Raw genomic sequence first — 21,175 nt, 5'->3', positions numbered from 1 at the left:
CTGGTTTATTAGAAAATCTCCTTACTCCATCCACGAAATTCGTAATACCTGCTTTTTGGTTCGCCGGTCAAACCATTGATGCCTTTTTTCTTTGGAAGGAAGTAGAGATGGATATATAAAATTGGAATAAGCATGACCGTTAACAACCATATTGCTGCACTACGGCCAAGATACAGGGAGATTACACAAACAATCAGGATGGTCAGCAGGTATTTTCCCAGCCTTCGAATTTTTGGCGTCCTTTCTTCAAAGTGTCCGAAAAAGATATTTCCAACAGCATAAATGATGCTGACAATTGCTACCTCAAACCAAAGGGATTCTGTTGTCCACATAACCTTGTATTTAATGTACGCACCTGAGTTTTATGAAAAGTAAAAAATTTCAAACTGTAAATTAAGATAACAATCGGTTAATTTTCGATAACCCGCTAACACCGATTTGCAATCGGTGTTTTCATGGCTTAGCGTTTGCAACGCGTTTTAATCAAAATTTATATCTCAGACGATTTGCAATAAGCTGTGATCAGGAAAATCCCTCCTATCCCAAATCTACACAAGCAGAAGCCCGGATGGGGCATTTCCAAGGCACCTTACTACTGCATATCGGATTTACGAATATCTTTTGACTTGTCAAAATTTGCCAGACAACTGTCCAGCGGTTGGCCCTGATTATAAATGCAGTCACAAAAAACCTGGCAAGCCGCCGGTTTTTTACCTGAAGCACATTGATTTCTGCATTCAGCTTCTGAGTTGCCCGGCACAATCTCGTATAAATAAAAAGTACCAAAAATAATAAAGGCTAGAACTGCAATGGAACCTCCAAAAAAGAGGATCCGAAGGCGTTTATTCGGCTTTTCTAACACAGGAGTATTTGTCTGAATTTGCTTAAATGGCAAAATGTGTTTCAAACGGTCGTAGTCCCAGATCAATAAAAATAAGTCAGCCAATACCATCATCGTTACAATCCGGGTACCGTTAAAACGGGTAGCATAAGTTAGCACACAAATATTGAGGATGACGGGAAAATACATCATCGCACCAAGAAGCGATGTTCTCGGAATCAATAAAAGTATCGCTATGATGATCTGACCAATCCCTATAAAAGTATAATAATATCCCGTCAGATGTAAAGCATCGAAGTAATGTCCCAAAGGGTTATTGGACGGCAAACCACTGGCGAACCTTTCACCCATAATTTTAACGTAACCTGCCGGAATAAAACTCGCAGCAAGTGCGATGCGGCAAAACATCGCAAATCCCCTAAACCATTTATCAGATTTTGCTTCGTAATATATTTCTTCAATTTTATTCATAACTGTATGTTACTGAACTTTTGAGTGCATAACCTTCAAATTCCCGAAACAATTAATAAGGTATCTTCCGGTATTACTCAAAATCATATTTTTTTACGGATGAATATTTTATTGAGTAAATAATGAAGAATTAATGCAACTGCCGTCCAGTAGAAAGCAAAGGCCAGAACGAAAATCGGGGGTGCCGGGTCCGGATCCGGATTTTTAAATAAGGACGACGCCAGTGGCCCTACCAAAATAATTTTAACAGGATATAAAATGGTGGCTAAGGTGCTTTTCCAGCCTATCGCTGATGCAGTGCCAGGAAAAAAATCGCCGTTTACAGGAAAGAGCCCAACTTTGGTTCCTAAAACCGAATTGGAAATAAATTGAAAGACAAACGCCGAAACCAGGAAAATAGCAACAAATTTTGCTCTTGAAACTTTCATGTAATTGTGTGTTTCAGTATTAAAAAAAAGTACTTTGAAATACAAAGTAAAATCACTTATCTTGGATTTCAAAATGTTTAAAGAAATTTTGTGCTGGCCTTAACCTGTGGACACCGGTTAAGACCGCGTTGCATTTGGGAGAGTTCCGGAAATTTACGAAGTAGAGGTTTTAAATACATCTCTAATGCTTCTTTTCGCTAATTTTGACTAAATAATATACATTGATACGTTAAGTCTCTGAATTGAAAAACTATGTCAGCTAATAACGATCAATTTTACTCCAGACTACCGGCAAATCACATTCCCCTGAGCGAGCTGCTGGTGGAAGAACATTTGTTCTATCCCGTTCCGGCAAACTGGCATGTGATCGTGACCGACATAAAAAATTCTACTCTGGCTGTTGCTAACGGACTTCATGAAACGGTAAATCTGATTGCTACCGGCAGTATCGTTTCGGTGTTAAATATTGCTTATAAAGAGAAAATTACGATCCCGTTTTTCTTCGGCGGAGACGGAGCAACATTCATTGTTCCCGATTCCATCGTGGAGCTGGCCATGTACACGCTATTGCTCTACAAAGAAAACACGAAAACCAATTTGAACCTGGATCTGCGTGTAGGAACAGTTCCGGTCCGGTTTATTTACGAAAACGGGCATATTCTTAGAATAAGCAAATACAAAAATTCTGAAATTCTGTTCATTCCTGTCTTGCTTGGTGACGGCCTGGCGTATGCGGAGAAAAGGATAAAGGGAGAAGACTATATGTTTTCATCCAAATCGGCCCGTGAGCCTGAGTTGGATCTTACAGGCATGCAATGCCGGTGGGATAAAATTGCGCCACCGGATAATGGCAATGAAGTAGTTACTCTCCTCGCAATCGCCAAAGATGAGATACAACAAGCCGGCTCTTTTAGAAAGGTGATCAGCCTTATTGATGAAATATACGGCCCGGCAGCAAAAAGGCAGCCTATATCAGTTCCTAAGCTCAAACAAAAAACCAGTTTCCGCAGAATGGAATTGGAGCTACGCGCCAGGCTCAACAATTATTGGGCATTAGGTCTGATCCAAAAATGGTTTAGCCTATTCGTCGCCTATCTTTATTTTCAAACAGAAAAGGGAAGGTCCTATTTGAACAGGCTTGTAAGCATGTCGGATACACTGGTGATTGACGGGCGGATCAATACGGTTATCTCCGGCAATGAAATTCAGCGGCTTTTACTGGTAACACAGCTTGATAAATTGGAGGAATCCGGCGAAATCGTTTACGGATTGTATGTAAGCAAGGAATCCGTTATGTCGTGTTACGTACGCGATCTGGAAGACGGACATATACATTTTGTGGATGGCTCAGAGGGAGGTTATACCAAAGCGGCAGGAATGCTGAAAGCGAAACTGAGAAAGTAACAACGCTCAGCAAGTCAAAACATAAACAGGCAGCAAAGTATTCCTGAACGCTACCAGCGAAGAAAGCAGCCATAATTATTAAGCCGGAAACCAAGTATTTATATCGTCCTTTAATTGCCCCAGTCGCCCGTCATTAACCGTTTAACCGTTAACCTTTTACTAGCACCAGCCGCCCCTCGTTAACCGTTTAACCGTTAACCTTTTACCTTTTACCAGCACCAGTTGCCCGTCATTAACCGTTTAACCGTTAACCTTTTACCTTTTACCAGCACCAGTTGCCCTCGTTAACCGTTTAACCGTTAACCTTTTACCAAAATCCTCCTCCTTTAACCAAAATCCCCCTCCTTTAACCATTAAAAAAATCACTTCCCCAAATCCCTGTACCCAATCACTTTAATCCCCTTTTCCTTAATAACCGCCTTCACCTTTTCACTGGTAAACAAATCCGTTACACCTTGCCTGTCCATGGCAACGTCTTCGTAACCAATGTGATGAATAGCACGGAGTTCGGGGCTGTCGAGACCGGGATGGTCTACAAAAAGATACGTTTGTCCCGCTTCCAGTTTTCCCAACATCCTGATAAAACTTTCAACTTTTTCCTGAGGGGTTTTATGATCACCGTCGTAAGGAGCATATTTTAGCTGGTCGTCCGTTACAATTATTGGAATTTTATATTCAGTGGCCAATTTTATAGTAAGTGCTTTTACTTCCGGCGTCATACTTGCACAGCCCATGTGCGAGGAAAAATGGCTGATCCGTGGAATTTTCTTTATCGCCATTTCAATTTGCGCGCGAAATTCCTTTTCAACGTCTGCAATTTTCCAGTCATTTTCCAGGATAGCGCGTTTTGGATAATTTTTGTTGCTATTGATCATAGGATAAAAATAGCCATCCGCGTCTTTCAAACTTGGACAATCCGACAAGGGCCGCCATTTTACGTTGTCCCATTCGCTGGTAAGCGCCAGGTGAATACCTACATCAATACCAGGATTTTCAGCCAGCATTTTTACGGCTTCCGGAAACCACGGGGAAGGCACAATTACTTCGATCGAACTTTCGAATCCGTCTTTATACGATTTAATTAAGGCCTCATTGCCAGCGTGCGAGTAACCCATGTCATCACCACGGACAATTAATCTCGGTGCTTTTTCCTGGGCAAATGCGCCCGCAAAAATGATATGGCAAAGTATAAAAGGTATTAATTTTTTCATGATCCGGTTTTGTTATAGTTTCGATTAGAGTTAAGTTTTAAATACAGCGTTTTTTGTATTAAACCTTTTTAGAGTAAAACAGCAATCCATTCAAATTTACTACTCCGCTTGAAAATGTGCTGACTGTACCGGCCGGGCACAATTTGATGTTTTTTCCCGAAGGCACAATTTAAGGCGATATCTGAAACCCTGCTAAAATATTCCCAAAAGTTGTAAAATCGCTTATTGCCAACCATTTATCTTTCATGATGGGAAGAATAGACAACTATTCGGGAAGTTCTGTCATTTATCCATATTTCCTGATGCCATACTTTTGTATCAATCAAATGTAACCAAGGTAACGACATCGTTTCCTGCAAACTAAACACATAATGAACTATATCAGAAAAACTTTAAACTGGACAGCCGCAACGCTCTTGCCGCTTGCTTTCATTGCTTGTACGGATCATATGGACGATCCAACTAGTCAGAAAATGATGATTACCGTTGAAAATGTTCTGGACTCAAGACCGCTCGTTGAATCAGGCACATTTAAGGGTGTGGGAACGCCGCCGGTTATTTTGCCAGGCGAATCGGTAACTATCAAGTTTTCTGCTGCCAAAGGCGAAGCACTCACTTATGCGACCATGTATGGCTGGGCCAATGATCTCTTTTTCGCACCGGTTAATCCTGGAATTCAGGTTTACCAGGCAGACGGAACACCCATTGAAGGTGATGTTTCTTCACAGATCAAACTCTGGGATAACGGCACCAGAATAAACAAGGCACCCGGTAAAACGGTTATGCATCCCGGGGTAACTGATTCTCAGAATATTAAAGAAGTTAAAGGCGTGGATGCACAAGGAAATACGTATTTGCCAGCGTCTTCGATGATGCAGGCTACATTAAAGTACGATGGCAGTTCTTACTTTACACTCACTTTGAAAAACATGACTGGCGGAACCGCCAATGAAACACCTTTCAGTCCGGGCGTATGGGCGGTTTCTTATATTGTTGGTGGAAATTTGTTAAATCCTGCACCATTGTACACGATGGATCAACCGACTGCCAATGGCATGACATCCATTGCAGAAGCGGGAGATAACGCTCCATTGAGTAATTACCTGACTGGTGCAACGGGAATTTTCACCCCGTTATCTCCAATATTGGTGGTCGTTTACAATGGAATTGATAATCCAATTTTTAAGAACGGTGAAAATGACAGAGGCGAAGGTTTGAAAGAATTGGCACAAAAAGGAAATGCAGATCCGCTGGCAGCTTTTCTGATGGGTAAACCTGGTGTCAAAAAAGTGTATGTATTGCCGGCGCCAACTACGAAAGTTTTGCTTCCGATAATAAACGGACAGCCCGGAAGCAGTGTTTCTCAGGAACTTGACGTTGTAGCCGGCGACCGTATTGCGATTGCAACCATGTATGGTTTTTCAAATGACTGGTTTTTTACTTCGATGGGTAACGGCACGGATGCCACTCAAAAAGGTGATATTTCGACGGGTATAAAACTTTATGACAACGGAACTGCGGTCGACCAGTTTCCGGGAGCGGGCATCACGCAGTTTAATCTTGCCGGCACGCCACTTACGGAGAGCAAGGCGATTATGCCGGTTCCTAATCCGAATCCTTTCACTACCTTACCCGAAATAAATCATTTTATTAAGGTAACGCTTAATTAAAATGTGCTTTTGAATCAGTTACTTATCTGTAAAATGATGGTAACTGGTTCTATTGTAATACAATTTGAAAAAGTACTTAATCGTAAATTACATTATGAAATGGTATTTCGAGGATAGGGCTACTCACGGTCAGTTTGTTGTAAATATCGGTGAATCTACCATAAGAGGCGAGGGTTTATTAAATGGCAAAAAGGAGATGGTCAACACCATTGCATTCAACGCAGGGCCGGACCAGAAAGTGATGTTGGATAACATTTCATATTCCTTCCAATCCAACTCGGTACTTCCTCTGGTTGCGAATCAATGTTTCGTCTTTGAAAAACCTGAAGATATCGTTGCCTGGCAGTTTAACCGGAATTTTTACTGCATTGCTGATCATGATGCCGAAGTTGGCTGTGTTGGATTTTTGTTTTACGGTATTCAAAATCCATTGTTTATTTCAATGTGTGAAGAGGAAATTGAGAGTATTTCTATTATTCAGAAACTTTGCGTCGAAGATATGTCGGTGAAGGACAAAATGCAGGGTGAAATGCTGCGTACACTTCTCAAAAGGCTGATTATCAAGGTTACCCGTTGCGCAAAAAAGCAAACGGAGAATTATGAAATTTTTACAGACGAGCGAATGGATGTTATCCGTAAGTTTAATCTGCTCCTGGAAGGCTATTTCAGAACGCAGCATGAAGTGCAGTTTTATGCACAGGCGATGAACAAATCTCCGAAGACCCTGACCAATATCTTTGGCTTGTGCAATTATCCGGCTCCATCCAAGTTGATCCAGCGAAGGATCATCGCTGAGGCCAAACGTTATCTGTATTATACGGATAAATCGGCCAAGGAGACGGCTTGTGAACTCGGATTTACGAGTACGGCTCATTTTAGCAGGTTTTTCAAGATGAATGTGGGTATTAATTTTTCGGAGTTTAAGGCTAAGGAGTTGGGTAAACATTAAGTTATTCACTGAAAAGACCAATTTAATTCATGAAGCAACATTTCAATGAAGGTTTATCTGACAGAAAAAGGTTGTCCTCAGGTATATTCATAACAATGCTTAAGCGTTGACGACTTAATCCTTTTTTGAGAACAGTCCGGTCTCGTACATTGAGATATTCGTTTTCATAAACAATTCAGTCGCGAAGTTTTCGATTCTGTCTGCCTCGTAGAGGCTACATGTTTGTAGAAAAATGCAAGAATTTGAATAACAGCATGCCGTAGGTACGCAACGTGTAACGGGTAACCTCTACGAGGCAAAACCAACTTGGATAATCACGTTATTTTCTACAAACAGGTAATGCCTATGGCACATTCTGTACCAATCATCTTAAAAATTCACCCGAATCCACATCCCTGATAAACCTGACAACCCCTGTCATAAAGACTTTCTGATCGTCCCACATCGCCAGATGGCTTCCGTTCGGGCAATACAAATACCGGCCTTTTTGCACTATTTTGCTTTGTTCTTCCATGGCTTTGGGATCCATTGTATCATGTTTGGCACCAATCATGAGTGTTGGTATTACAATTTCTTTCAACCGATTTTTGATATCCCATTTGGCAAGCCTGCCGCTGATTCCAAATTCGCTTGGCCCTTGCATCAACGTATAAATAATACCGTTTCCATGTTTCACGGACCTGTTGATACCGTCCGGCCATTCTTCTAATCTGCACAAATGCTCTTTGTAAAAATTAGGAATGAGCAGTTCCATAAAACGCGGATTAGCAAAATCTTTTTTAGCTTCAATGGCTCTTATTTCTGCCAGAACTTCCGGCTTCATTTGTTTGGACAAAACTTCCTCTGCATACTTTCCGTACTCAGGCGCACTGGCTACCATGTTGGCAACCAATAACCCTTTCAGGTTTTTCTGGTATTTCAACGCATATTCCATTCCAAGAATACCACCCCAGGAATTTCCAAGCACATAAAAATTAGTACTATCCGCATGAATGGCTTGTCTGACTTGCTCCACTTCTTCAACAAACCGGTCTGTTGTCCAGAGACTGCTGTCTGTTGGCTGGTCACTGTAATAAGACCCCAGCTGATCGTATTCGTAAAATTCGAAACCTTCCTTTTGGAAAAAAGTCTCAAAACATTCCATGTACTCGTGTGTCATGGCAGGACCGCCGTGGAGAAGTATTATTTTTATTTTAGGGTTGGTACCAAATCGTTTTGTCCACACTTTAAAATCACCAACAGGTGTTTTAATCGGAATCATTTTCACACCACCTGATTCAATAGAATCACCATAATCGAAATACCCGGCAATGGTTTCTGCGGTGGAAGCCGGTTTAGGTTTACACGAAATTGTAAATGTAAAAACAGCAATTATCAACCCCAGGAAAGAGTGATTAACAGCGGTGGAAATGATTCCAAATAATCTCATCACACTTGATCCGGTTTATAAGTGGTAATATCGTATTGCTTAACCATGGCTTGTCAACCATTATAGCGCTTAATCCAGCTGCGCCATACCTTTCAGTTTGCGGTAAGGTTTTTTGAAAAAATCACCGACTACCTGATTGAACATTTCCTTATAAACCACAAGTGTAGAGTGCCCCGAATCTGGCAGGATCCAGAGGTAAGACTGCGGGACGGCATCTGCGATAATCATCGTGTGTTTCCGAAGAATTACATCATGATCACCTCCGATAACCAATGCCGGGCATTTTACCATTTTCAAATCGGCCGGCGTAATCTGAGGATTGTACACCATCAGATTAAGGAGTTTCTTTTGTGCTTTAACAGCTGGAATTTGCGGCACTTTTCCCAGACTGTCGTTAGCTGCTACCATCCATTGAAAAAGCTCAGGCTCCAATGCAGTTGTATCCGGCCACAAATTTGCTCCTGTAATGGCTAGTTTTTTCACTTTTTCAGGATGACGGGTTGCTAACAATAATCCGTTGATTCCACCGTCGCTCCACCCTATTACATAGCAGGAATCCACGCCAATTTTATCCAGCAAAGCATTAAAATCATCGGCCATCATTTCATAGGAAAGTGAATCGCTGGTGTCAACAGACTTTCCCTGTGCACGGCTATCGGCCAGGATCACTTTGTAATTTTTGGCAAAATATGGGATCTGGTTTTTGAAATCGCTGATCGATCCGCCGTTCCCGTGAATAAAAAGAAGTGGTTTACCTGTTCCGTAGATTTCATAGTACATTTTAAAACCGCGGAAATCTGCATAATTCCCGGCTTTGGCATTGTTGCCATACAACTTATTGCCCGAAGTAGAAACTGGTAATACCGACTGCCCAAATGCGCATTGCATTAGCACCAACGAAACCAGATAAGTAAATAGTTTTTTTCTCATATAGTTAGTTCTGCCAAGGCCTGATTTACAAATTTGTATTTTTCCATCCTTCATTTTAACCAGCGTAACGCCGTCTATATTTACATCTTTGCCCGTATAGCAGGAATACCAAAAAAATCGCCGATATGTTTGCCTTTAAAATTCCAGTGTTTGACTATTTTATCACCCTGGCCGAACACATCTACAATAGTGAATTTCACATTACTGAACCCGGTAAGATAATTCTTATAAAATGCACCTTTTTCATATACTATTTTATTAAGTTAACAGGCTATTGCATAAGTACTTTTCCAAACCAGATTATACGTTTTATCGTAACCAAACAGAATTTAAAATCCTTACTTAACCGGCAGTTTTGTTAAATGCTGTTTTTACAAAATAATCGTTAAAAGCATGATCTCTGTTCTTATGTATCGCCTTCATTGTGTTTCCAAATGTTACCATCCAAAGAAACCCGGATTTTTGAATAAGTAATTTAAATGTATAATTACCTTCTGCTATTCAATGTTTCCTGTTGCAATCGGGTGCAAAATACTCAACTAACAAACTCAACAAATGAATAGAATTGCCGTAACGTTAATTTTATTGGCCGGTTTGATTACTACTGGTTTTTCTTATTCCATAACCAAACCCAGTTTATTGCCGGTTTCTGCTGATACCGTTAAAGGGCTAAAAGATTATTTCAGGAATTATTTCCCGATAGGTGTAGCAGTAGCACCGAAAAACCTGAAAGGTGCAGAAGCTGAATTGATTCGTCACGAGTTTAATAGTATTACAGCAGAAAATGCGATGAAAATGGGGCCGATCCATCCCAAGGAAGATCGGTATAACTGGCGTGATGCGGATTCAATTGTTGCCTTTGCTGTAAAAAATAAGTTGCTGGTGAGAGGCCATAATTTATGCTGGCATTCTCAGGCACCTTCCTGGTTATTCGTAGATAATAATGGCAAAACGGTAAGTAAAGAGATTTTACTTCAGCGATTGAAGGATCATATTTACACGGTTGTGAAAAGGTATAAAGGGAAAATATATGCCTGGGACGTGGTAAATGAAGCAATATCGGACAATCAGGATGAGTATTTACGAAACTCTGAATGGTATAAAATATGCGGAGAGGATTTTATTGCAAAAGCATTTCAGTATGCGCATGAAGCCGATCCGGAAGCTATTTTGTATTATAATGATTATAATGAGATCAGTCCGGTGAAACGGGAGAAAATGTACAAGCTGTTAAAAGGTTTAAAGGATGCCGGAGTTCCTGTGCATGGAGTAGGGCTGCAAGGTCATTGGGCAGTGAACGAACCTACTAAAGAGCAGCTGGACAGCACACTTCGGAAGTTTGCAGGTCTTGGACTTAAAATACAGATCACTGAACTGGATATTTCAGTTTATCCCAAAGAACACAACGCCAGAGCGAAGAAACCTGAAGATACGGATACGTCATTTACACCTGAAAAAGAAAGCAAACAGGCAGAAGTATACAAAAACTGTTTTGAAGTTTTTTACAAATACCGCCAGGACATAACAGGCATCACTTTCTGGAATATTTCGGATAAAGATAGCTGGCTGGATAATTTCCCGGTCAAAGGCAGAAAAGATTATCCCTTATTATTTGACCAGAATCTCAAACCAAAAAAAGTATATCAGCAGGTTATAAAAACTTTTGATGGCTTACAGGGAAAATAATTCCTGTTAAATCAAACAGCCGGGAGATGTTTAATGCCTTCTCCCGGCTGTTTGGTTTAATGTAAAAAAATTATTTAGAAATTGACCCGGAGAGACGCCCCAAATGTTTTGGGATTTCCCAGACGCGCTGCTCCAAAATTATACGCATAATCCACATACTTTTTATCACCCAGATTACGTCCCCAAAAGAAAAGCTCCCAATGACGGGAAGAAATTCCTGCACGTACATTGAACAGGCTGTAAGCACTTTGCTCCAGCTGGTTTGCCAGGTCGAAATACTGTTTTCCCAGGTAACGCCACTCACCACGTGCAATCAGCCTCCATTTTTGGGAACCACCCAGATCATAACCATACTGCAGGGCCAGCATGGATGTTACATCCGGGGTAAATACCTGACGGTTATTTTTCAGCGTAACCTGTTCGCCGTTCATTGCCAGTGACAATTCCGTATATTTTGCAGAGGTATAACCAAAATTATAAGTTATTTCCAGGCCTCTTACCGGCGTCGCAGTCAGTTCAAGTTCAGCTCCTTTGCTTACGAGCTTACCGGCATTACGGGTAATAATGATGGCCTCTGGTAAAATCAGCGTTGGTACCTGTGCATCCGTCACGTTGGTATAAAAACCGGCTACGTTCAAACGCAGGCGATTATTGAAAAAAGTATTTTTAATACCAATCTCAAAATTATTGCTGTACTCTGGTTTGTACGGATATAAAGGTGGCTGCGAAGGATCAGATGATAACTGTGTAATGCCGCCCGTACGAAAACCACGACTGTAAGTAGCATAGGCAGTATGACTTTCTGCGATGTGATACGACAAACTCATTTTTGGTGAAAATGCCTTAAAACTTGCCTTCGAAGAGGTGTCGGGTAAAGTAACCATTGCTTCTCCCCCATCCTCCTGAAACTCACCGCGGATATCCTGTTTCCGGTGCTCATAATCGTAGCGAAGGCCGGCGGTAATTTCAAATTTTGGTGTTACACGATAAGTGCCCTGGCCAAAAAATGCCAGTCCATAGCTCTTGCCTGTATTGATATTGATACTCGTGAAATTTGGAAATGGTGCTCCAACCAACTCGCCATCTTCTCCGAAATGTGTGCCTTGTTTTACAGGGTTATGGTTGTAAAAGCCATAAGCACCCGCAATCCAGCTAAATGCCGACTCGTTGCCAGCCGGTGAAGAAAATCGGAATTCCTGCGTTCCTACCTTAACTTTGTTCCAATCCGGGCCATAATTATTGACAATGGAAACGCCATCGATCGGGGAGAAATCACCATCAACAGGATTGTTATAATACCGGTAATTGGATTGGTAGGCGGTCTGGGAAGAAAAGTTGAAAGCCCTTCCTGTGTAATTTATGGATAAGGAACTGTTGACTGTATTATCAATCATTTTCCCCAGCGAGTTCTGGTTTAATTTAAACGGATTCGCAAAAGCCTCATCAATACTGGATACAATCGGGAAAGTTCCGTTGTTACGGTTTGCAACATGTTTTACGTTCAGCGTAATATTCAGCCGGTCATTGGCCAGATACCTAAGATAATAATTGCCCATTGTAACCTGCTGCCGGTCAAAATCGGTATTATTAAACACGTTTTTGTAAAATCCGTCCTGTTTTCTGAACATGCCGGAAACACCCAAAAATAATTTATTTTTAATAATTGGCGTCCTGATTCCGGCACTGTAACGCTGTTGTCCGTAATTGCCATAACTCAGTTCGGCAAAACCACTGGTTTCATTGGAAGGTTTTTTTGTGATAATATTGATAACACCGCCCATGGCATTTCGGCCATACAGAGTTCCCTGAGGCCCGCGCAATACTTCAATACGTTCTATATCAAGCAATTCAGCCATGTAAGTATCCAACCCAAACTGATTGACACCATCGATATAAGTAGCAACAGCCGGATCGTAGGAAGTAGTGGTAATACCCCTGATAGAAACCAGATTACGGTTATCACCCGGATCAGCAGAATATAAATTGGGCACAATGGCGGTCATATCCCTGCTGTTCCATAACCGGTATTCCTGCACCTGCCGGCTCGAAACCGAAGTAATACTGAAAGGTAATCTTTGCTGGTTTTCTTCTCTTTTTTGAGCCGTAACAATTACTTCTTCAAGCGTTGTATTGGCCTCCCGAAGATCAATAACCTGTTCGCTGTTGTTGCCCGGGAGTGTAATGTTTTTGGTAATGGCAGCATAACCAATAGCACTAAACTGCGCCTGGTACTGGCCGGAAGGTATATTCTGAATAGTAAACCGGCCCTGAGCATCGGCGGCAATACCGAAATTGGTATTTAATAAATAGATCGTTGCGTCCGGAATACCAGCGGCATTCTTATCACGGACAACTCCCGAAAACAGGTTTAACTGCTGTGCCCGGACAATGCCGGGAATCGCAAACAGACAAAGGAAAAGTAGGTTTTTTCTCATAATCGTAAATATAAATAAACCTCGTGCATAAATAAACCTACGTGCACAAAACTGATTTATAAATGACCAATATCATGAAAAACGGGCGGTTGAGGAGTGATTTCCTGCAGGCAGCTGGACATATATTCACCTGTATACTTTAGAGAAAACCATTGAATAAATAGTTTGTGGTAGTTTCTGATTGATATTTTGAAAAATATTAAATTCAGGTATTTAAACCGTTGTGAAATTGTAAGAATGGAAGACGACTGGAAAGAAAATATTGAATGGGACGATCTCTTAAATGAAATTCGGTCGGGTCAATGTGTCCTCGTAGTTGGACCGGAGCTTGTTGAGTTTGAAAATCAACAGACTCTTTTTCAAAGGCTTTGTCAGCAATTGAGCAATAATGAAAGAACCAAAAGACAACTAGATTTACCAACACCACAGTTCTTCTTTGAAAATGAAGAACTTCTTCAGCTTTCCGAAAGAGGAAGAGATACTTCTTTATATGAATTTTACAAAAACTTTTACGCCCAACGTCTTGAGTTTGATGAACCATTTAAGAAAATAGCTCAATTGCCGTTTTCATTAATCATTTCTTTACTACCTGACAGACGCTTACCTGAAACTTTTGATCAGTTAAATCTTCCGAAACACTTTGGATATTATAGTATCGCTATTAATGAGACGACTGTTATAGAAAAACCGAGTACTGACAAGCCATTGATTTACAATATCATGGGAGATATACAAGAAAAAGATATGGTATTCACATTTGATCATCTCTTTACTTATCTCAAAGGAATTATGGGACCGCGCCCGCTGCCTACTCCTATCCTTACTACGTTTCAAAATGCCACAAGTTTTTTGTTTCTGGGCGTGCGTTTCGAAAAATGGTATATGCAAATGTTATTAAGAATTATACTGGCAGATAATAAACAAAAACTTCTCAAATATTCCCTGTTACAAAACAAACAAAATCCGGAAGCATGTACATTTATAGCCAGACGTTTGAAGCTGGATTTTCTGGAAACCTCACCTTCGGAATTCCTTGACGAAATATTTACCAGAGGACAGCTCGGCAATATTTTGAGCAAACCACAGAAGAAAAAAGTTTTTATTTCCTATTCCCATTCTGATAAAATCATTGCAACTGCCATAGCACAACAGTTGAAACTTAACGATATTGATGTGTTTATAGACGAGTCCTCCATGTTGCCAGGGGATAAAATCAGGCACTTCATGGAAATTGTGCGGGACATGGATATTTTTATCGTTATCGTTTCCAAAAACAGCCTGCAGTCTCCCTGGGTTTCTCATGAGATTTCGATTGCACGTAGCAGAGGTATACGGATTATTCCTTGTCATCTGTATGATTTTTTTAGTGATGATTTGATCGTTCATGAAATCATCGAATTGGCAAAAAATAAAATCAGAAAATTTAACCGTTTAAATTTCAATCTGATTGATGATTCCCCGCTGCAGATTACAGATGAATTGAAGGACGACGAAGAAAATTTATGGCGTGAGTTGGGTCTGAAAGCATCAGAAAATATAGCTCATTTGAAAGGAAGTAAAAGTATTACCATTACTTCTATGGAAGAAAATCCAATTGAATTTGACCATGTAATCACATTATTGACCGATACTGTTTTTTCAAGGGTAAAATATGTCAGCTGACCAACCAGAAATAACCAGCCGTAGCCGGTATCCGGGCTCTAAGCCGTTTACTACTGCCCAAAAGGATCTGTTTTTTGGACGTGACAATGACATTAGAAACCTTCACAGCATGGTTCTTGTCAAACAACTGGTTGTATTATATGGGAAAAGCGGTTTTGGTAAAAGTTCGCTGATCAATGCAGGAATTGTTCCTAAGCTTATTACTGAGAATAAATATCAATGTTTTTCCGTGCGCTTTAATAATTTTCATACAAACGACATCAATAACAAAATGCCTGTTGAGACCGTAATTGATTGGATCAAAAGTTCCTCTCCTATCAATTTCAAATCACCTTTAACGATATTGACCCATGGAGAAAATACGTTCTGGTATTGGATTAAAACATTACAATGGAATAATAGAAGCCAGCCTTTTATCCTCTTTTTTGATCAGTTTGAAGAACTCTTTACCTACCCGCCAGCTGAAATAGAAGCCTTTTCGAAAAATCTGGCAGAAGTGCTTTATATTCCGATTCCCGTAAAATACCGTAACGAACTGGCAATACTGGATGAAAAGGGAGAATTGGAAGATGATTTTCACGATTTTCTTTACGATATTCCAAATATTAAGATTGTTCTCTCAATAAGGTCCGATCGCCTGTCATTGCTTAATAACCTCACGGAGCAGCATTCTTCTATTTTCCAAAATTGCTATGAGCTTGCGCCTTTAACCAAAAAGCAGGCAGAAGAAGCCATAGACAAACCATCCCAATTAACCGGTGACTACGATACTCCATCATTTCAGTATACCCGCGAAGCAATACTGAAGGTAATAAATGGTATTGCGAGTAAAAGTGATGGAACCATAGAAACAGCGATGTTGCAGATTCTTTGCATATATGTTGAAGATATTTTAGTGCTGGGACAAAAAAAATTCTTATAGAGGGTGAGGATTTAGGCAACATCACCGACATCTTTCAAAAATATTATGAAGAAACGCTGGGAAAATTAAATGACAAGGAGCGGGAAATGGCACAGGAACTGATTGAAGAAAAACTCATTTCAGAAGATCTTCGCAACTCACTTCCAGGAGCTTACATCATGCATGAGTTTCATGTTACGGCAACATTACTTGACTTTCTTGAAAAAACGTCTCTTTTGCGAAAAGAACGCGATGCACAGGGACGCTTCTTGTATGAACTAAGTCATGACACTCTGTTGGCTCCGATCCGGAAAGTTGCCAAAGTCCGGTTAGACCGGGAAAAAGCGGAGAAACTAGCTCTTGCTGAAACAGAAACCAGGCGAAAGCAAAAAGAAGCAGAAGCCCGGGTGAAGGAGCTGGAAAACCTTAATCAGCAGGTGCAGCGAAGGAGCAATTACGCCTGGACATTGTTTGCCATTGCGTTAATCGTATTAGTCTTTGCTGCCTACTCCTATAATAAAGCAAATAACGAAACCGAAAAAGCCAATGAAAACCTCAAAACTGCCAAAATCTTCTACGAACAAACCAACCAGAAAGAAGCACAACGATTAATCGGCATTGCAAACAGCTATATGGAATACGACGAGTATCAGCTTGCTTTGGATAATTTGTTAAAAGCAAAAAGTGCGTTGAAAGTGGATTTCGACTCTTATCAGAAAAAGGCTGAATTTAAATCGTCAACAGGCCAAAGTTCAATGCTGAACATTCAGGAAATAGAAGCTAAGATTTTATTGTGTAAGCAATTCATAAAAAAAGTTCAAATGAAAATCGTGACTAACATTATAATAGCACTTCTTTTTTGCCAGACAGTAAACGGACAAAACTGCCCGCAGTACCAAACTTTAATCAAGCAAGGCGATTCTCTCAGCTTAAAAAAACAATACCGCAGTGCACTAAATAAGTATAATGCAGCAAAACTGTGCGCTCCTGATCAGGCTTCTAAAGTAGATAGGCTTGTTAATAATTTATTTGCAGCTATTGAGAATGAAAAGGAAAATGCCATAAAGCAAAAAAAACTGGCTGAAACTGCAACAAAAAAAGCAGAGTTAAAAACCAGCGAAGCAACAGCTCTTTTCTGGGGTTCCGAAGCTGATAAACTAAATCCGATTCAGGGGTTACGTTTATTAGAAAAAGCAGAGAAACAAACAACTGATTTAAAGGCAATCAATTTTGTTAAACAACAAACGGAAAAAATTTTTAACGAGAGTAGTTCACACCAATTTCATGAAAAAGCCAGGTTTTCAAACATAACTAGTCCGGCCTTTTCTTTGGACAGTAAATGGATCGTCGCAAAAAATTTGGATCAAACAGAAAAAGTTTTGGAGTTAGAAACTGAAAAAGTATATAATTTCCTCAAAAAAGAAGTAAACAATAAATATAAATATACCACTTTCTCACCAAACATCAAATGGATTATCACTGGTAATACAGGCGGAAAAGTAAAAGTCTGGGAGGTCGCATCCGAAGAAATACACGATTTTTTGAAAGATGAAATAAACATACTTTATGCTACTTTTTCTCCGGACAGTAAATGGATAATTACTACACATCTGGACCGGCAAACAAAAGTTTGGGAGGTCGCATCCGGGATAATACATAATTTTCTCAAAGACGAAAAAAAATTAATACTGCCTATTTTTCCCCAGACAGTAAATGGATTATAACTACCTATACGGATCGGAAAGCAAAAGTATGGGAGATTTCATCTGGGCAAATACCTGATTTTCTTAAAGATGAAATAAACATTTACAATGCTTATTTTTCCCCGGACAGTAAATGGGTCATTACCACAAATAAAGATAAAAGTATAAAAGTCTGGGAGGTAGCTTCCGGGAAAATACACGATTTTCTCAAAAATGAAAAAAAAACTGAATTTGAAGAAATCACTTTTTCGCCAGACAGTAAATGGCTTATTACTAAACATAAAGGTGAAGCTGCAAAAATATGGGAGGTCGCTTCCGGTAAACTTCACATTTTTCTTAATGACGAAATAAACATACGTTCTGCTACTTTTTCCCCGGACAGTAAATGGATAATAATCATCAATAAGGATCTGAAGCCAAAAGTCTGGGAGGTTGCATCCGGAGAAATACTTGACTTCCTTAAAGACGAAATAAACATGTATGACGCATCTTTCTCCAAGAATAGTAAATGGGTTATTACTAAACATGCAGGTGGAAAAACAAAAGTCTGGGAATCCGCATCTGGAAAATTATACGATTTTCTCAAAGACGAAATAAACATACGTTATGCTACATTTTCTCCGGACAGCAAATGGATTATCACCATAAATACAGATGGGAATACAAAAATATGGGAGGTAGAATCCGGAGAAATACCCGATTTCCTAAAAGGTGAAATAAGCATTTTTAATGCCTCTTTTTCCCCGGACGGCAAATGGATTATTACAACATATACTGATCTGACAGCAAAAGTCTGGAAGGTTGCTACAGGGGATATACCCGATTTCCTCAAAGACGAATCAAGAATCCATAATGCCTCATTTTCCCCGGACAGTACATGGATCATTACAAGTAATATGGGTGGAATAGCAAAAATCCGTGGAGCAGCATCCGGGAAAATGTACGATTTTCTTAAAAACGAAACAAATATTAATGCTGCCTCTTTTTCCCCGGACAATAAATGGATTATTACGACAAATATGGACAGGAAAGCAAAAGTCCGGAAGGCCACATCTGGAAAAATGCCTGATTATCTGAAAGACGAAACAAACATTGTTTTTGCCTCATTTTCCCAGGACAGTAAATGGATCATTACTACACATCCAGATGGCAAAGTGAAAGTCTGGGACACAGTATCTGGAAAAATACCTGATTTTCTTAAAGATGAAGTTAATGTTAATGTTGCCTCTTTTTCTCCGGACAGTAAATGGATTATTACCAGAAATACGGATGGAAAGGCAAAAGTCCGGGAGACAATATCTGGAAAAATACCAGATTTCCTTAAAGATGAAATAAATATTTACAGTGCTTCTTTTTCCCCGGACAGTAAATGGATCCTTACCAGAAATACGGATGGAAAAGCAAAAGTCTGGGAGGCTGCATCCGGGGAAACACACGATTTTCTCAAAAACGAACTAAACATTGAATATAATTATACTGTTTTCTCTCCCGACAGTAAATGGATCATTACAACAAATGCAGATGGCAAAGTGAAAGTCTGGGAGGTTGCGTCCGGAAAAATACCTGATTCCCTCAAAGACAAAATAAATGTACGTTATGCTACTTTTTCTCCAGACAGTAAATGGATCATTCTTAGAAATGCTGATGGAAAAACAAGCGTTTACGAAATCAAATCCGGAAAAATACACGATTTTTTAAAAGACGAAATAAATATTTATGATGCGACTTTTTCTCCGGACAGTAAATGGATCATTACTATCACTACGGATCGGAAAGGAAAAATATGGGAAACTGCATCTGGAAGAATGCTCAATTTTATCAAAGACAAAATAAATATGTATGACGTCTATTTTTCACAGGACGAAAAAAATTTTGGTAACCAAATCAAAATATTCAGTTAAAAGTTTTGACATATCTACCGGTGAACAACTTCTCGAATTACAACTAAATACAACACCTACAAGCGTAAATATCATTGACAACAGAACTTTATACATCACTGCCGGCAAAGCCATTATTAAAATTGATGCTTACAAAAAGGGCAGGTTCTTTTCCTTCGGCGACGGCGAAAAAATGCACTACACCTACAAGGAAATAAAAGAATGGATCAGGCTTTTTGGGGATCAGTTTCTGGAACCGCTTTCGGAGGAAACCAGGGAGCGATATGGAATTAAGGATTGAGGGACGGTTTTTATTCCCGTCATTCCGGCCAAAAGCTTCTCATCTGGTCATAAAAAAGTATATTTCTTACCGTTCAATAAGTATTCGTACCAGGAAATAGAAAGTCAATAAAATTATTTTTGTTAATAAAAAAGTCTGTATACTTTTAATTATTAATGACTGATACTCAACTTACATGAAAAAATTTCTCCCTTTATTCGGATTGTGTCTGCTGGTTTCTTTATGTTCAAATGCCAAAATCTGGAGAGTGAACAACAACAATGGAATAACAGCTGATTTCACTACATTACAAGCAGCACATGACGGTGCTAAATCCGGCGACACTTTACATCTGGAAGGTTCCCCGAATAATTATGGCGGACTGAACTCCACGAAGAAACTGGTCATCATTGGCCCGGGATTTTTTCTGGATCAGAATTCAGGATTACAGGCGTTTGCGATAACGGCCATTGTAAACGGAATTTCTTACAATGCCGGTTCGGAAGGCTCCGAAGTACTGGGTATTGATTTTGCAGCCAATGGTATCAATGTATTCTGCAATGATATAGTAATAAAAAGGAATAAGTTCTGCACACCAAACGGGGAAAATCCGGATTGGAGCGTTGGCACTATAAATCTATATTACGACAACAGAAACAGTTCCCTGCCGGTAAATAACATAATAATCTCCCAAAACTTTGGTGTAATCGTAAATGTCCAGTATGCTTCGGCTGGAGTTTTAATTACAAATAATTATCTGGGGGTTCAGGCATACCTTGGGGACGACACTGAAAGCACAGTAATAAGTATTCATACCAGCGCTGTTGTACTGATCCAAAACAACATTTTCAGACGGGGAAAAGTAACTTCGTATAACAGTAGCGTTAGCAACAACATCATGTACGCAGGATTTTTCGAAGGTACCGGAAATTTAATTTCCAACAACATTGGATCTAAAGAACAGTTTGGAACAGGCAATGGAAATAAATCCAATGTTGACATGACCAAAGTTTTTGAGCAAACGGGCTCATCCGATGCGTTCTGGACGCTAAAAGCAGGCTCACCCGCTATTGGCGGAGGCTATGGCAGCACTTCCGACAACCCTATCGACTGCGGAATGTTTGGTGGTTATTCGGCATATAAACTTTCAGGAATTCCCCCTGTTCCTGCTATTTATTCTTTTGAAAACCAACCCATAGGAAGCACCACCGACCCCATTGACGTTACAGTTAAAGTAAGGTCAAATAACTGATTGCATATCTTTTCCCGGTATTTTAATTTGACAGATAATTGTT

Annotated in this window: 18 protein-coding genes and 1 pseudogene; 11 read left to right on the top strand and 8 right to left on the bottom strand. The window is 39.9% G+C overall.

The window, feature by feature from the left end; translation table 11 throughout:
• Window positions 1-8: 8 nt before the first annotated feature.
• The 3 genes from KZC02_RS24485 to KZC02_RS24475 all read right to left on the bottom strand — a co-directional run bounded on the left by KZC02_RS24485 (window position 9) and on the right by KZC02_RS24475 (window position 1,740).
• Window positions 9-332: a hypothetical protein gene (locus KZC02_RS24485; protein ID WP_221391073.1), complete on the bottom strand. Its 324-nt coding sequence runs from the start codon at window positions 330-332 to the stop codon at window positions 9-11.
• Between the two features lie 260 nt (window positions 333-592).
• The gene (locus KZC02_RS24480; RefSeq protein WP_221391072.1) at window positions 593-1,312 is read right to left on the bottom strand and encodes a DoxX family protein; all 720 of its coding nucleotides are present in this window, start codon (window positions 1,310-1,312) and stop codon (window positions 593-595) included.
• A gap of 83 nt (window positions 1,313-1,395) precedes the next feature.
• Complete coding sequence (locus KZC02_RS24475) at window positions 1,396-1,740, bottom strand: hypothetical protein (protein ID WP_221391071.1); 345 nt, start codon at window positions 1,738-1,740, stop codon at window positions 1,396-1,398.
• Window positions 1,741-1,992: 252 nt separating this feature from the next.
• Here KZC02_RS24475 and KZC02_RS24470 point away from each other — a divergent pair, with 252 nt between their 5' ends.
• Window positions 1,993-3,144: a DUF3095 family protein gene (locus tag KZC02_RS24470; protein WP_221391070.1), complete on the top strand. Its 1,152-nt coding sequence runs from the start codon at window positions 1,993-1,995 to the stop codon at window positions 3,142-3,144.
• Between the two features lie 362 nt (window positions 3,145-3,506).
• On the opposite strand, the gene KZC02_RS24465 is transcribed toward KZC02_RS24470, so the two are convergent.
• Window positions 3,507-4,355 (bottom strand): polysaccharide deacetylase family protein, encoded by an 849-nt coding sequence (locus tag KZC02_RS24465; protein WP_221391069.1) that lies wholly within the window; start codon window positions 4,353-4,355, stop codon window positions 3,507-3,509.
• A gap of 371 nt (window positions 4,356-4,726) precedes the next feature.
• Between KZC02_RS24465 and KZC02_RS24460 the strand changes: the two genes are divergently transcribed.
• Both KZC02_RS24460 and KZC02_RS24455 read left to right on the top strand, forming a co-directional pair.
• Window positions 4,727-6,025 carry a spondin domain-containing protein gene (locus KZC02_RS24460; RefSeq protein ID WP_221391068.1) on the top strand — a complete coding sequence of 433 codons (1,299 nt, stop codon included), beginning with the start codon at window positions 4,727-4,729 and terminating at the stop codon, window positions 6,023-6,025.
• 94 nt (window positions 6,026-6,119) lie between these two features.
• Window positions 6,120-6,974 (top strand): helix-turn-helix domain-containing protein, encoded by an 855-nt coding sequence (locus KZC02_RS24455; RefSeq protein WP_221391067.1) that lies wholly within the window; start codon window positions 6,120-6,122, stop codon window positions 6,972-6,974.
• Between the two features lie 364 nt (window positions 6,975-7,338).
• Here KZC02_RS24455 and KZC02_RS24450 read toward each other — a convergent pair whose 3' ends face one another.
• The 3 genes from KZC02_RS24450 to KZC02_RS33415 all read right to left on the bottom strand — a co-directional run bounded on the left by KZC02_RS24450 (window position 7,339) and on the right by KZC02_RS33415 (window position 9,587).
• Window positions 7,339-8,403: a proline-specific peptidase family protein gene (locus KZC02_RS24450; RefSeq protein ID WP_221395180.1), complete on the bottom strand. Its 1,065-nt coding sequence runs from the start codon at window positions 8,401-8,403 to the stop codon at window positions 7,339-7,341.
• 69 nt (window positions 8,404-8,472) lie between these two features.
• Window positions 8,473-9,333: an alpha/beta fold hydrolase gene (locus KZC02_RS24445; RefSeq protein WP_229253773.1), complete on the bottom strand. Its 861-nt coding sequence runs from the start codon at window positions 9,331-9,333 to the stop codon at window positions 8,473-8,475.
• Between the two features lie 80 nt (window positions 9,334-9,413).
• On the bottom strand, window positions 9,414-9,587 hold the full coding sequence (locus tag KZC02_RS33415) for an ester cyclase (protein ID WP_409014271.1): 174 nt from the start codon (window positions 9,585-9,587) through the stop codon (window positions 9,414-9,416).
• A gap of 301 nt (window positions 9,588-9,888) precedes the next feature.
• Between KZC02_RS33415 and KZC02_RS24435 the strand changes: the two genes are divergently transcribed.
• On the top strand, window positions 9,889-11,019 hold the full coding sequence (locus KZC02_RS24435) for an endo-1,4-beta-xylanase (RefSeq protein ID WP_221391065.1): 1,131 nt from the start codon (window positions 9,889-9,891) through the stop codon (window positions 11,017-11,019).
• 74 nt (window positions 11,020-11,093) lie between these two features.
• On the opposite strand, the gene KZC02_RS24430 is transcribed toward KZC02_RS24435, so the two are convergent.
• Entirely contained in the window at window positions 11,094-13,454 is a 2,361-nt protein-coding gene (locus tag KZC02_RS24430) for a TonB-dependent receptor (RefSeq protein ID WP_221391064.1), read from the bottom strand.
• A gap of 189 nt (window positions 13,455-13,643) precedes the next feature.
• Here KZC02_RS24430 and KZC02_RS24425 point away from each other — a divergent pair, with 189 nt between their 5' ends.
• The 7 genes and pseudogenes from KZC02_RS24425 to KZC02_RS24395 all read left to right on the top strand — a co-directional run bounded on the left by KZC02_RS24425 (window position 13,644) and on the right by KZC02_RS24395 (window position 21,132).
• Window positions 13,644-15,116, top strand: coding sequence for a toll/interleukin-1 receptor domain-containing protein (locus tag KZC02_RS24425; RefSeq protein ID WP_221391063.1), 1,473 nt, complete (start codon window positions 13,644-13,646; stop codon window positions 15,114-15,116).
• Complete coding sequence (locus KZC02_RS24420; protein ID WP_221391062.1) at window positions 15,106-16,038, top strand: ATP-binding protein; 933 nt, start codon at window positions 15,106-15,108, stop codon at window positions 16,036-16,038. The genes KZC02_RS24425 and KZC02_RS24420 overlap by 11 nt, the downstream gene beginning before the upstream one ends.
• An 86-nt stretch (window positions 16,039-16,124) precedes the next feature.
• On the top strand, window positions 16,125-17,741 hold the full coding sequence (locus KZC02_RS24415) for a WD40 repeat domain-containing protein (RefSeq protein ID WP_221391061.1): 1,617 nt from the start codon (window positions 16,125-16,127) through the stop codon (window positions 17,739-17,741).
• Window positions 17,699-17,887: pseudogene (locus tag KZC02_RS33410) on the top strand (WD40 repeat domain-containing protein); the annotation flags it as partial. The gene KZC02_RS24415 and the pseudogene KZC02_RS33410, both read left to right, overlap by 43 nt.
• Before the next feature lie 309 nt (window positions 17,888-18,196).
• Window positions 18,197-19,621: a hypothetical protein gene (locus tag KZC02_RS24405; RefSeq protein WP_221391060.1), complete on the top strand. Its 1,425-nt coding sequence runs from the start codon at window positions 18,197-18,199 to the stop codon at window positions 19,619-19,621.
• Window positions 19,593-19,901: a hypothetical protein gene (locus tag KZC02_RS24400; protein ID WP_221391059.1), complete on the top strand. Its 309-nt coding sequence runs from the start codon at window positions 19,593-19,595 to the stop codon at window positions 19,899-19,901. The genes KZC02_RS24405 and KZC02_RS24400 overlap by 29 nt, the downstream gene beginning before the upstream one ends.
• Before the next feature lie 175 nt (window positions 19,902-20,076).
• The gene (locus KZC02_RS24395; RefSeq protein WP_221391058.1) at window positions 20,077-21,132 is read left to right on the top strand and encodes a hypothetical protein; all 1,056 of its coding nucleotides are present in this window, start codon (window positions 20,077-20,079) and stop codon (window positions 21,130-21,132) included.
• The last annotated feature ends 43 nt before the right edge of the window (window positions 21,133-21,175 follow it).

It is taken from the genome of Dyadobacter sp. NIV53, from assembly GCF_019711195.1.
In the GTDB taxonomy this organism is placed as follows: domain Bacteria; phylum Bacteroidota; class Bacteroidia; order Cytophagales; family Spirosomataceae; genus Dyadobacter.
The sequence above is the reverse complement of the archived record's forward strand: the minus strand, read 5'-3'. Positions and strand labels throughout refer to the sequence as shown.

Coding starts and splice junctions, on each gene's coding strand:
- KZC02_RS24485 (WP_221391073.1), bottom strand. CDS start 332: ATGTGGACAACAGAATCCCTTTGGTTTGAGGTAGCAATTGTCAGCATC.
- KZC02_RS24480 (WP_221391072.1), bottom strand. CDS start 1,312: ATGAATAAAATTGAAGAAATATATTACGAAGCAAAATCTGATAAATGG.
- KZC02_RS24475 (WP_221391071.1), bottom strand. CDS start 1,740: ATGAAAGTTTCAAGAGCAAAATTTGTTGCTATTTTCCTGGTTTCGGCG.
- KZC02_RS24470 (WP_221391070.1), top strand. CDS start 1,993: ATGTCAGCTAATAACGATCAATTTTACTCCAGACTACCGGCAAATCAC.
- KZC02_RS24465 (WP_221391069.1), bottom strand. CDS start 4,355: ATGAAAAAATTAATACCTTTTATACTTTGCCATATCATTTTTGCGGGC.
- KZC02_RS24460 (WP_221391068.1), top strand. CDS start 4,727: ATGAACTATATCAGAAAAACTTTAAACTGGACAGCCGCAACGCTCTTG.
- KZC02_RS24455 (WP_221391067.1), top strand. CDS start 6,120: ATGAAATGGTATTTCGAGGATAGGGCTACTCACGGTCAGTTTGTTGTA.
- KZC02_RS24450 (WP_221395180.1), bottom strand. CDS start 8,403: ATGAGATTATTTGGAATCATTTCCACCGCTGTTAATCACTCTTTCCTG.
- KZC02_RS24445 (WP_229253773.1), bottom strand. CDS start 9,333: ATGAGAAAAAAACTATTTACTTATCTGGTTTCGTTGGTGCTAATGCAA.
- KZC02_RS24435 (WP_221391065.1), top strand. CDS start 9,889: ATGAATAGAATTGCCGTAACGTTAATTTTATTGGCCGGTTTGATTACT.
- KZC02_RS24430 (WP_221391064.1), bottom strand. CDS start 13,454: ATGAGAAAAAACCTACTTTTCCTTTGTCTGTTTGCGATTCCCGGCATT.
- KZC02_RS24420 (WP_221391062.1), top strand. CDS start 15,106: ATGTCAGCTGACCAACCAGAAATAACCAGCCGTAGCCGGTATCCGGGC.
- KZC02_RS24415 (WP_221391061.1), top strand. CDS start 16,125: ATGGCACAGGAACTGATTGAAGAAAAACTCATTTCAGAAGATCTTCGC.
- KZC02_RS24405 (WP_221391060.1), top strand. CDS start 18,197: ATGTATGACGCATCTTTCTCCAAGAATAGTAAATGGGTTATTACTAAA.
- KZC02_RS24395 (WP_221391058.1), top strand. CDS start 20,077: ATGAAAAAATTTCTCCCTTTATTCGGATTGTGTCTGCTGGTTTCTTTA.